General features: G+C 69.5%; 10 protein-coding genes. 4 read left to right on the forward strand and 6 right to left on the reverse strand.

What is annotated here, in order from left to right:
• Positions 1–9: 9 nt before the first annotated feature.
• From K9U40_RS11675 to K9U40_RS11690, 4 genes are all read left to right on the forward strand, one after another.
• On the forward strand, positions 10–843 hold the full coding sequence (locus tag K9U40_RS11675) for a shikimate dehydrogenase family protein (RefSeq protein WP_282890369.1): 834 nt from the start codon (positions 10–12) through the stop codon (positions 841–843).
• Positions 840–1,592 (forward strand): SDR family NAD(P)-dependent oxidoreductase, encoded by a 753-nt coding sequence (locus K9U40_RS11680; protein WP_282890370.1) that lies wholly within the window; start codon positions 840–842, stop codon positions 1,590–1,592. Before K9U40_RS11675 ends, K9U40_RS11680 begins: the two co-directional genes overlap by 4 nt.
• A gap of 164 nt (positions 1,593–1,756) precedes the next feature.
• Positions 1,757–3,145, forward strand: coding sequence for an FAD-binding oxidoreductase (locus tag K9U40_RS11685; RefSeq protein ID WP_282890371.1), 1,389 nt, complete (start codon positions 1,757–1,759; stop codon positions 3,143–3,145).
• Between the two features lie 36 nt (positions 3,146–3,181).
• Complete coding sequence (locus K9U40_RS11690; RefSeq protein ID WP_282890372.1) at positions 3,182–4,783, forward strand: GMC family oxidoreductase; 1,602 nt, start codon at positions 3,182–3,184, stop codon at positions 4,781–4,783.
• A 188-nt stretch (positions 4,784–4,971) separates the two neighbouring features.
• On the opposite strand, the gene K9U40_RS11695 is transcribed toward K9U40_RS11690, so the two are convergent.
• From K9U40_RS11695 to K9U40_RS11720, 6 genes are all read right to left on the reverse strand, one after another.
• Positions 4,972–6,201 (reverse strand): acyl-CoA dehydrogenase family protein, encoded by a 1,230-nt coding sequence (locus K9U40_RS11695; protein ID WP_282890373.1) that lies wholly within the window; start codon positions 6,199–6,201, stop codon positions 4,972–4,974.
• A 326-nt stretch (positions 6,202–6,527) separates the two neighbouring features.
• A complete protein-coding gene (locus tag K9U40_RS11700; RefSeq protein WP_282890374.1) occupies positions 6,528–7,538 on the reverse strand; it encodes an NrtA/SsuA/CpmA family ABC transporter substrate-binding protein in 1,011 nt (336 codons plus the stop codon).
• 21 nt (positions 7,539–7,559) lie between these two features.
• On the reverse strand, positions 7,560–8,285 hold the full coding sequence (locus K9U40_RS11705; RefSeq protein ID WP_282890375.1) for an ABC transporter ATP-binding protein: 726 nt from the start codon (positions 8,283–8,285) through the stop codon (positions 7,560–7,562).
• Entirely contained in the window at positions 8,282–9,109 is an 828-nt protein-coding gene (locus K9U40_RS11710) for an ABC transporter permease subunit (protein ID WP_414115010.1), read from the reverse strand. Before K9U40_RS11710 ends, K9U40_RS11705 begins: the two co-directional genes overlap by 4 nt.
• A gap of 64 nt (positions 9,110–9,173) precedes the next feature.
• Positions 9,174–10,259, reverse strand: coding sequence for an LLM class flavin-dependent oxidoreductase (locus tag K9U40_RS11715; protein ID WP_282890376.1), 1,086 nt, complete (start codon positions 10,257–10,259; stop codon positions 9,174–9,176).
• A 183-nt stretch (positions 10,260–10,442) separates the two neighbouring features.
• A partial coding sequence (locus tag K9U40_RS11720) for a cytochrome-c peroxidase (RefSeq protein ID WP_282890377.1) occupies positions 10,443–11,214 on the reverse strand: 772 nt, incomplete at its 5' end.

The following is an 11,214-nucleotide window of genomic DNA, read 5'->3' on the forward strand; positions in this document are numbered from 1 at the left end:
ATCTGCCCCATGACCACCCCCCTGCCCCCCCGCGAGATCACCGGCCTGACCCGGGTCTACGGCATCCTCGCGGACCCCATCCACCACGTGAAGACGCCGCAGATGCTCAATACGCTGATGGCGCGCGAGGGCCGCGACGGGGTGATGGTGCCGTTCCATGTCGCATCGGACGACCTTGCGACCCTCGTCGCCGGCCTCAGGGCCATGAAGAGCCTCGGCGGCTTCGTGGTGACGGTGCCGCACAAGACCGCCATCGTGGACCTCTGCGATGCCGTCTCCGACAGCGCCCGGCGCATCGGCGCGGTGAACACGGTGCGCCGCGAGGCCGATGGCCGGCTCGTTGGCGAGATGCTGGACGGCAAGGGCTTCGTCGGCGGCCTGCTGGCGGCCGGCATTGATCCGAAGGGCAAGAGCGTTTATCTCGCCGGCGCCGGCGGGGCGGCCAACGCCATCGCCTTCGCCTTCGTGGAGGCCGGCATCTCCCGCCTCACCATCGCCAACCGCACCCGCGCCAAGGCGGACGACCTCGCCGCCCGCCTCGCCGAGGCCTTTCCGGCGGCGAACGTGGAGATCGACACCCCCGATCCTTCGGGCCACGACATCGTGGTGAACGGCACCTCCCTCGGCCTGAAGGACGGCGATCCCCTGCCGCTGGATGCCGCGCGCCTCGCCCCTGAGCAGATCGTGGCCGAGGTGATCATGCAGCCGGAGGAAACTGCGCTCCTTACAGCCGCCAGGGCCAAGGGCTGCCGCATCCATTTCGGCAAGCCCATGCTGGCCTGCCAGCTCGACCTCATGGCCGACTTCCTCGGCATGCGCGCGCTTGCGGGAGACGACAAATGAGCGGCGCCCTCGCCGGCCGTTGTGCCCTCATCACCGGTGGCGCCTCCGGGCTGGGCCTTGCGGTGGCGCAGGCGTTCCGGGCAGAAGGCGCGGCGCTGGTGCTGCTCGACCTCGACCCCACCGCCGAGGCCCGGGCGCAGGAGCTGGGCGAGACCATCGCGGTCAAGGGCTCGGTCACGCGGAAGGCGGATATCGTCCGCGCATTCGACGCCGCGGAGGCCCGCTTCGGTCCGGTGGACATCTGCGTGGCCAATGCCGGCGTCTCCCAGAATGCGCCCACCCTCTCGGTGACCGAGGAGGAGTGGGACCGTGTCATCGCCATCAACCTCACCGGCACCTTTCTGACGGCCCAGGAGGCGGGGCGGCGCATGATCGCCCAGGGCGGCGGTTCGCTGCTGCTCATGGCCTCCATGTATGGCGTGGTCGCCGCGCCCGAGCGCATCGGCTATTGCGCCTCCAAGGCCGGCGTCGCCATGATGGCGAAAGCCCTCTCCTGCGAATGGGCGCGGGACAAGGTGCGGGTGAACGCCATCGCCCCCGGCTATGTGCGCACCGCCTTGCTCGACGACCTCGCCGCCCGTGGCCGCCTCGACCTCGACCGCCTGAAGGCCCGCACCCCCATGGGCCGGCTGGTGGAGGCGGACGAAGTGGCGCGCATGGCGGTGTTTCTCGCCTCCGATGCATCGAGCGCGGTCACCGGGCAGGTGATGGGCGTGGACGGCGGCTGGTCCGCCTACGGCTATGTGTGACGGCGCGCCGTGTCCCGGCTTTCCACGGCAAGGACACGGCGTGCGCGGGAGAAAGGGGCTTGCGGCGCGCGGCCATCGGATGCATCCGCTTCGCCACCGCGCGGGCGGAGCCATCCGGCTGAAGCCCGCACCCGTTTCATGCCAGATGTCTTGAGGGCTGCCTCATGAGCGCCGAACTTCTTTCCCGCCTTGCCGCCATTCTCGGCCCGTCCGGCCTCCTCGCCGACGAGGCGGACATGGTGTCCTATGCCATCGACTGGCGCCGCCTCTTTCCCGGCCGGCCGCTGTGCGTCGCCCGCCCGGCCTCCACCGCCGAGGTGTCCGAGGTGGTGAAGGCCTGCCGCGCGGCCGGCGCCGCCATCGTGCCCCAGGGCGGCAATACCGGCCTTGCCGGCGGCGCGGTGCCCGACGCCTCCGGCGCCCAGGTGGTGCTTTCGCTGAACCGCATGAACAAGGTGCGCGCCATCGACCCGGTGGGCCTTACGATCTCCGCTGATGCCGGCTGCATCCTCAAGGTGGCGCAGGATGCCGCCGCCGAGGCCGGTCGGCTCTTGCCCATCAGCCTTGCGGCGGAAGGCTCGGCGACCGTGGGCGGCGTGGTCTCCACCAATGCCGGCGGGGTCAACGTGGTGCGCTACGGCATGGCCCGCGCGCTGGTGCTGGGGCTCGAGGTGGTGCTCGCCGATGGCACCGTCGTGGACATGGCCCGCCAGCTCCGCAAGGACAATGCCGGCTACGACCTGAAGCAGCTCTTCATCGGCACCGAGGGGACGCTGGGCATCGTCACCGGCGCCGTGCTGCGCCTCGTGCCCCGGCCCCGGCATACGGTGACGGCGCTGCTCTCCGTGCCCAGCCCCCAGGCGGCCCTCGACCTGCTGGCGCTGGCGCAGGACGAGCTGGGCGACACCCTCTCCGCCTTCGAGCTGATGAGCGGCTATTCCTTCGACCTGCTGAAGCGCCACCTCAACCTCACCCCGCCCATCGCCTCCGGCGACTGGTTCGTGCTGCTGGAGGCCGGCGCCAGCCTGTCCGGCCTGCGGGAGGCGGCGGAGGCGGCGCTGGCGGCGGCACTGGAGAACGGCACGGCGCTCGACGGCGTCATCGCCGAGACCGGCGCCCAGGCCACCCAGCTCTGGGCCCTGCGCGAGCACATCACCGATGGTGAGGCCCGCGAGGGCAAGAGCATGAAGCACGATGTCTCCGTGCCCATCGTGGATGTGCCCGCCTTCCTGGAAGCCGCCGACATCGCCATCGCCGAGGGCGCGCCGGGCGCAAAGGTCAATGCTTTCGGGCACTTGGGCGATGGCAACATCCATTACAACGTGGTGCTCGCCCCCGGCCAGGACGGGGCCGCCATCAACACCCTCGTGCACGATGTGGTGGCACGCTTTGCCGGCTCTATTTCTGCCGAGCACGGCATCGGCCAGTACCGGGTGGACGAGCTTCTTATCCGCCGCGCGCCGGCGGAGATCGCCCTCGCCCGCACCCTCAAAAGAGCCCTCGACCCGGACGATTTCCTGAACCCGGGAAAGGTCCTGCCAGCCGGGGGCTGACCCCCGGCCGCACAAAAGGCACGCTGGAACAAGGCCATGGACAGCTTCGACTATATCGTCGTGGGAGGCGGAACCGCAGGGACGATCCTGGCGGCCCGCCTCTCGGAAGACCCCCGCCGCACCGTCCTCCTCTTGGAGGCGGGGGGCACGGACCGGGGCTTCTGGGTGCCCATTCCGGCCGGCTTCTCCAAGCTTCTGGCCGGCAGCGCCTTCAACTGGCGCTTCCATACCGAGCCGGAACAAAATACCTACGACCGCCCCATCGTGGTGCCGCGGGGCAAGGGGCTGGGCGGCTCAACCCTCATCAACGGCATGATTTTCGTGCGCGGCCAGCGCCAGGATTATGACGGCTGGGCGCAGCTCGGCGCCACCGGATGGGGCTTTGACGACGTCCTGCCCTACTTCAAGAAGTTCGAGACCTTCGAGGCCTTCGACATCGACACGAACGTGCGCGGAACCGACGGCCCCATCAACATCGTCCGCGTGGGCGAACGCCCTGTTCTGTCTGAGGTTTTCATCAAGGCGGCCGAGCAGGCCGGCTACCCGCGCAACCCCGACTACAACGGCAAGGTTCAGGACGGGTTCGGCTATTATCAGGTGAACCAGAAAAACGGACGCCGCTGGACCGTAGTGGACGGCTATCTGCGCCCCGCCCTCTCCCGCCCCAACCTCAAGGTGGCGACCCACGCCCAGGCCCTCTGCCTCACCCTCGACGGCCAGCGGGTGACCGGGGTGACCTACCGGCAGGGCGGGCGTGAGGTGGCGGCGACGGCGAAGGGCGAGGTGCTGCTGGCCGCCGGGGCGGTGCAGTCGCCCCAGCTTCTGGAATTGTCGGGCATCGGCCATCCGGACACGCTGAAGGCGGCGGGCATCCCGGTGGTGCATGCCCTTTCCGGGGTCGGCAACAATTATCGCGACCATTTCGCCACCCGCATGAACTGGCGGGTGAAGCAGCCGGTGACCCTCAACGAGCAGACCCGCGGCCTCGCCCTCGCCAAGGCGGTCGCGCAGTATTTCCTGACGCGCAAAGGTATTCTCACGCTGGGCACCGGCCTTGCCCATGGTTTCGTCAAGACGCGACCGGGGCTGGAGGGGCCGGACGTGCAGTATTTCTTCATGCACGCCAGCTACGCCAACGCCGCCGACCGCGCGCTGGATCGCCAGCCGGGCATGACCATCGGCGTCACCCAGCTGCGCCCGCAATCCATCGGCTCCATCCACGTGACGTGCGCCGACCCGTTCAAGGCCCCGGCCATCCGGCCGAATTTCCTTGCGGCTCAGGAAGATCGCGACTGTCTGGTGGAGGGCATGAAGATCGCGCGGCGCATCGTCGAGCAGCCGGCCATGGACCCCTACCGGGCGTTCGAGATGAACCCCGGCCCGGATGTGCAGAGCGACGCCGACTTCCTGGAGTTCGCCCGCCGCACCGGGCAGACCATCTACCACCCGGTGGGTACGTGCAGCATGGGCACGGGACCTGCGGCGGTGGTGGACCCGCGCCTCAAGGTCATCGGCCTCGACGGCCTGCGCGTGGTGGACGCCTCGGTGATGCCCACCATCGTCTCGGCCAACACCGCGGCAGCGGTGATGATGATCGCCGAGAAGGCCGCCGACATGATCAAAGCGGATGCGAGGTAGGAGGGGCTGATCGGGGCGGTGACGGATGCGCCAGGACCCCAAGCCCAGCCTGCCCCCTCCCCGGCTGCGCTCGCCCACAACGGAGTCCCTTTTGCTCAGCCGAAAAGGGAACTCCATAAAGGGAACTCCATGCACGGGCGCGGGGGCGGCACGGTGCTGGCGGGGGCTCGCCCCCCGCCCTGCGCCCCTCAGAAGAAGCCCTTCGACGGCAAGGGCGTGCCCTTCACCAGAAGGGCGCCGATGGCCTGCGCCTTGTAGCTCGCCGGATTATGGGAGGCGATGGTGCGGGCGTTGCGCCAGTGGCGGTCGAGATTGACGCTGCGCTCGGTGGCGGAGGCCCCGCCCGCCTCGAACAAAAGTGAGCCCGCGCGCAGCGAAAGCTCGTCCACCACGATCTTGGCCTGCGCCGCCGCCCGCGCCGCATCGGCGGCGAGCGCCTCGGCCGGCGCGTTGCGGTCGCGGGCGAGGCTGACGCGGTCGAGGGCATCGGCGGCGGCCAGAACGATGGCCTCGGCGGCAAAGGCGTGGCTCGCGATCTGGCCGATGGTCTGCTGCAGGAAGGGGTCGTCCACCGGGTTCGGCGTCGGCGCGTAATAGAAGCTGCGCTTGCGCCTTGTCACCAGCGCGATGGCATCCTCCAGCACGCCGCGCACGATGCCCGCCACCACGGTGGTGAGGAAAAGCTGGGCCTGGGTGTTGGAATAAGCGAGGCCATAGCCGCGATCCGGCGTGTCGAAAATGGCCTCGTCCGCCTCCACCCGCACGCCATGGAAGCGCGTGGTGCCGGAGCCGGTGAGGCGCTGGCCGGCGCCGTCCCAGTCGTCCACCACCTCCAGCCCCTCGCGCCTGGTGGGAATGATGACCGAGGCGACGCGCCCGTCCTTCGTGCCCGCGCGCACCAGCATGGCGTCGGCGAACAGGGTGCCGGTGCTGTAATATTTCACGCCGTCGAGGCGGAAGCCGTCGCCGTCGGGCGACAGCACCGTGTCGGTGGGCACGCCGCCGCCGGCGGGGCTGGCATTGGCCTCGGTGCTGGCGAGGCCGAACAGGGCGCCGTCGCGCACCTGCTGTTGCCACTGGCGGGCGCGCGCGTCGGCGGGGATGCGGGTGAACTGCTCGGCAACGGTGAAATGGTTGCGGAAGATGTGGGCGACGTTGGCATCCGCCGCCGCCAGCTCCAGCGCCAGCGCGTAAAGCTCGCGGAAGGAGGCGCCGGCGCCGCCGTCTTCCTTCGCCAGGCGCAGGGCGCCGAAGCGGGCCTCGCGCAACAGGTCCACCGCCTCGAACGGCAGGATGCGCCGGTGCTCGCGCTCCGACGAGCCGCGCCCGATATGTTCGATGAGGCGCCGCCAGGGCGCGGGATCGGCCACGGGCGGCCCCGAAAGGCGGACGGACACATCAATGACGGGCTTGTTCATAACATCCTCGAAGGCTTGGAACGGGCAGAGTTAAGGGGCCCGGCGAAGGGCTCAAGAGTTTTGCGTTGACGCGTTTTCTTCACGCGAACCGGTATCCACTTCGCTCGAAAACGCTCTAGAGCGCTTTCCGCTCGCCTTGGCTCACGCAAATCACTCTAGAATTTTGCGTTGACGCGTTTTCTTCACGCGAACCGGTATCCACTTCGCTCGAAAACGCTCCAGAGCGCTTTCCGCTCGCCTTGGCTCACGCAAATCACTCTAGAATTTTGCGTTGACGCGTTTTCTTCACGCGAACCGGTGTCCACTTCGCTCGAAAACGCTCTACATCAGAACTGCGCCAGATGATCGGAGACGGTGATGGGCTCGGGCAGGATCTTGCGCGCCACCAGCCAGTCGGCCGCCTTCTGCAGGTCGGCGACGAAGGCCTTGTCGGTGACGGGGATGAGCTTGTAGGTGCGCCGGCGCTCGATGAACTGGTCGCGGATCACGTCCGAATAGCCGGCGCGCTTCTGCACGATGGTCTCGGCCTCCACCACATTGGCGTTGACCCACTTGGCCTCTTCCTCATAGGCGGCGGCCACGGCGCGGACGATCTGGGAATTTTCCTGCGAGAACTTGCGGCTGGTCACATACGAGCTGTAGTCGATATAGAAATCGAGGTCCCGGCCCTCGAGGAAGATGTCGTGGGCCTTGTATTCGAGCCGCGCGATATCGACGCCGGGGCTCCACATGGACCACGCGTCCACCTTGCCGGAGGCGAGCGCCGGGGCGGCGTCCGGCGGGTTGAGATAGACGAACTTCACCTTGGAGCGGTCGATGCCGTTCTTCTCCAGCGCCGCCACCAAAAGGAATTCGCCAAGGCCCGAGCGGTTGACCGCCACCGACTTGCCGACGAGGTCCGACACCTTGTCGATGCCCGAGCCGTCCTTGGCGATGATGGCGGTGGTGCGCGGCTCGTAGAGCACGAACTGGCTGAACACCAGCGGCGAGCCGGCGATGATGGCCGCCAGCGCCGGGGTGGTGGAGCCGCCGAAGCCGAAATCCGCGCTGCCGCCGGTCACCGCCTGCAGGGTCGGGGCGTGGTTGGGGAACGGACCGAGCCATTCCACCTTGATGCCCTTTTCGGCGAGGGCCTTCTCGAAGGCGCCGCGCTCCTTGGCGATGAGGGTGAGGCCATGGAAGCCCCAGGTAAGGCGCACCGTGTCGGTGTTGCGGGTGTCGGCCGCCGCGAAGGCGGTCGACTGGACGACGAACGGCAGCAGGCCGGAGGCGGCGCCCGCGCCCGCCAGGGCGGTGGCGAGGAACTGGCGGCGGGAGGGGATCAGGAAGGAGGACATGGCTTCTCTCGGAAAAAGGGATCAGGCGCTCTTGAGGTCGTCGACGACCCCGAGCTCGGCGAGGAGGGTGGCGCGGGTGGCGGCGGGCAGGCCCGGGACCGACGGCCGGTGCTCGGCGGCGATGGCACCGCCGCGCATGACGAGGATGCGGTCGGCGAGCGCGATGGCCTCCTCCACGTCGTGGGTGACGAGGAGCACGCCCGGCCGGTGCCGCGCGACGAGATCCTTCACCAGCACGTGCATGCGGATGCGGGTGAGGGCGTCCAAGGCCGCGAAGGGCTCGTCCAGCAGCAGCAGTTCGGGCTGCTGCACCAGCGCGCGGGCCAGCGCCACGCGCTGGGCCTGCCCGCCGGAGAGGTTGCGCGGCCAGTCATCGAGCCGGCCGCCGAGGCCCACTTCGGCCAGCGCGGCGGCGGCCTTCTCGCGCGCGCCCTCCGCCGGCAGGCCGAGGGCCACGTTGCGCCACAGGCTGTCCCACGGCAGCAGGCGCGGTTCCTGGAACACCACGGCCGGTCGCTTCGGCGCCTCGATGCGGCCGCCGTCGATGGGGTCGAGGCCGGCGAGCGCCCGCAGCAGGGTGGTCTTGCCGCAGCCGCTCTCGCCCAGAAGGGCCACGAACTCGCCGCGCCTTATGGTGAGGTCGAGCCGGTCGATGACCACGCGCGGCCCGTAGGCGCGGCGCAGGCCGAAGACGCGCACCGCTGCGGGGGCGTCCTGGGCGGGGACATCCTGAAGGGCGGCGGTCATCGGGCCGCTCCGCCGAAATTGGGATGCCAGGCCAGCAGCCGCCGCTCCAGCAGCCGGGCGATGGAATCCGCCACCACGCCGATGAGGGCGTAGATGACGATGGTCAGCACCACCACGTCGGTGCGCAGGAATTCGCGCGCGTCCATGGCGAGGAAGCCGATGCCGGCCTGGGCGCCGATGGTCTCCGCCACCACCAGCGCCAGCCATGCCGTGGCCAGCGAATAGCGCACACCGGTGAGGATGGAGGGCAAGGCCCCCGGCAGGATGATGCGGGTGATCATCTGCCAGGTGGACAGGCCCTGCACCCGGCCCAGTTCCAATAGCTTGCCGTCCACCTGCCGGATGCCGAGGGTGGTGTTGATGTAGATGGGGAAGGCGACGCCCAGCGCCACCAGGAAGATCTTTTGCCCCTCGCCTACGCCGAACCACACGATGACCAGAGGCAGCAGCGCCAGGAAGGGAATGGCCCGCACCATCTGCACGCTGCGGTCGATGAGGGCCTCGGCGAGGCGGGAGAAGCCTACCAGGATGCCCAGCACGAAAGCGATGCTGCCGCCGAGGACGAAGCCCACCGCCGCGCGCAGCAGGCTGGTGCCGAGGTCGTGCGGCAGCGAGCCGATGGTGGCGAGGCGCCACGCCGTGCGCACCACCTTGCTGGGCGCCGGCAGCACCTGCGGGGTGACATAGCCGGTCTGGGCGAGGATTTCCCACACCAGCACCAGCAGCACCGGCGCCAGCCAGGACAGGGCCAGCAGGGCGCGCGGGCCGAAGACGCGGGGGCCGCGCGCGGGGGCGGCGGACCCACCGGCGGCGAGGCCCGGCAGGGCGAGGGTTACGGTGTGGTCGGCTTGGCTCACGGTGACCTCGGGGTGACGGAAGGGGGAGGGCTCAGCCCGCCTGCGACTGGCGAAGCTCGATGCGCGGCGGCGCGGCGCGGCCGAGGCGCGGGAACACCTCCTGCGCGAAGCGGTCGAGCTCGACGGTGAGCGGCTGGAACTGCAGCATGAACAGTTCGATGCCGGCGGCATGGAAGGCGCGGATGCGCTCGGCCACCTGGTCGTAGCTGCCGACGAGCCCCGCCGCCGTGCCGCCATTGGTGCCGACGCGGGGCGACTTGGCGAAGGTCTTCACCATGACCACGTTGGGATCGGTGCGCTCCGCCTGGGCGGCGCGCACGCCTGCATCCCTGGCCGCCAGCGCCGCGAGCCGCTCATATTCCTCCTGCGCCTCCCGCTCGGTTTCCCGCGCGATGACGAAGGCGGCGAGGCCGAACGACAAGGGCGCGAGCCGGCGCGGACGCCGCCTCAGGTCGGCGATGAAGGAGGTCACGTCCTCCAGCGGCTGGCCGTTGATGAAGAACACGTCCGCCGCATCCGCCGCCAGCGCGCGGGCGGGCTCGGATTCCCCGCCGAGATAGATGCGCGGGCGGGCGCGGTGGAGGTCCTTCGGGGTCAGCTGATAGTCGGTGAGGGCGAAGTTCTCGCCCTTGTGGGTCACGCTCTCGCCGCGGATCAGGCGCTCCACCACGGAGATCCATTCGCGGCCATAGGCATAGCGCTCATCATGCTCGCCGAAGGGGATGCCGGCTTTCTCGAATTCGGCGCGGTTCCAGGCGTTGACGAGGTTGAAGGCGAAGCGGCCGCGCGAGATGTTCTCGATCTGCAGCGCCATCTTCGCCAGCACCACCGGGTGGTACAGATAGGGCTTGATGGCGGCGATGATCTCGATGCGGCTGGTGAGGGCCGCCAGCGCGGCGGAGGCGGTCCAGGCCTCGATCTGGTCATGGTCCGGCAGATGCGGGTTCACCGTGTGCTGCGCCACCAGCGTCGCATCGTATCCCAGCGCCTCGGCCTGAAGCACCGTGTCGCGGTTGTGCTCCCAGGAGGCGTTGAACGGCTCGGCCGGATCCTGGAGCGCCGCGCGCGGCCCGTGAACGGGCGCCCAGACACCGATGCGGAGGGGAGGAACGGACATGGCTTGCCCCTGAGCACGCGCCGGTCGGCCTGCCTCGCAGGCGGATCAGCCAACGCGTTCTCACTCTTAAGGTTTAGAGCCGGATTCACCGGTCGGGATCGGCTCGACCCGATCGGACCCGGCTCTAGTATATTATTTTGATAGAAAAGATTGATATTATGAACATGTCAAGCCGTGGCGGCGTCACAGCGCCCTCAGGAAGGCCACCAGCGCCGCCTTTTCCCCAGCGGTGAGGCCCAGCGCGCGGATGTGCGGGGAGCGGCGCGCGGCCTCCCGGTACAGCGGGCGCGCGGCCTCCTGCGCGTTGCGCGCCCACACCTCGCCGCCGCCCCGGTCATAGAGGTTCACCACGCCCTCCAGCGTCGGGAACAGGCCGTTGTGCATGAAGGGCGCGCTCTCGCTCACATGCCGCAAGGACGCCGTGCGGAAGCGTCCCGCATCCTCGGCGTCTCCGGTGACATTGAGGCGGCCGAGATCCTGCCCCGGCTCGCCGAAGAAGGAGAGGCGCAGGTTGTGGAAGCCCTCGTCGGTCAGGCGCGGGCCGAAATGGCAGTTGGCGCAGCGCGCCCTGGTGCGGAAGAGGTGAAGGCCGGACACTTCCGCATCGCTCAGCGCGGCCCGGTCGCCGGCCATGAAGCGGTCGAATCGCGTGGGCGTGTCCAGCGTTTCCAGATAGGCGCCGAGCACGGCGGCCAGCGTGCGGGGCGAGACGCTTTCCGCCCCGAAAAGGCGCGTGAAATCCAGGCCATGGGTGCTGGCCGCAATCCGCGCGATCACCGGCGCGAGGCCCGCGTTTCCCATCTCGTCGGCGGCGGTGAGCGGGGCGAGGACGCGCGCGGAAAGCACCCCGCCCCCGCCGTCCCAGTCGAGGCGCGGACGGGCGGCGACGGCAAACAGCGCCGGCGGATTGCGCCGCCTGTCTCTTATACCCATCTCCGAGCCCACGAGACTGCAG

The sequence above is a fragment of the Xanthobacter autotrophicus genome (genome assembly GCF_030015065.1).
In the GTDB taxonomy this organism is placed as follows: Bacteria; Pseudomonadota; Alphaproteobacteria; order Rhizobiales; family Xanthobacteraceae; genus Xanthobacter; species Xanthobacter autotrophicus_D.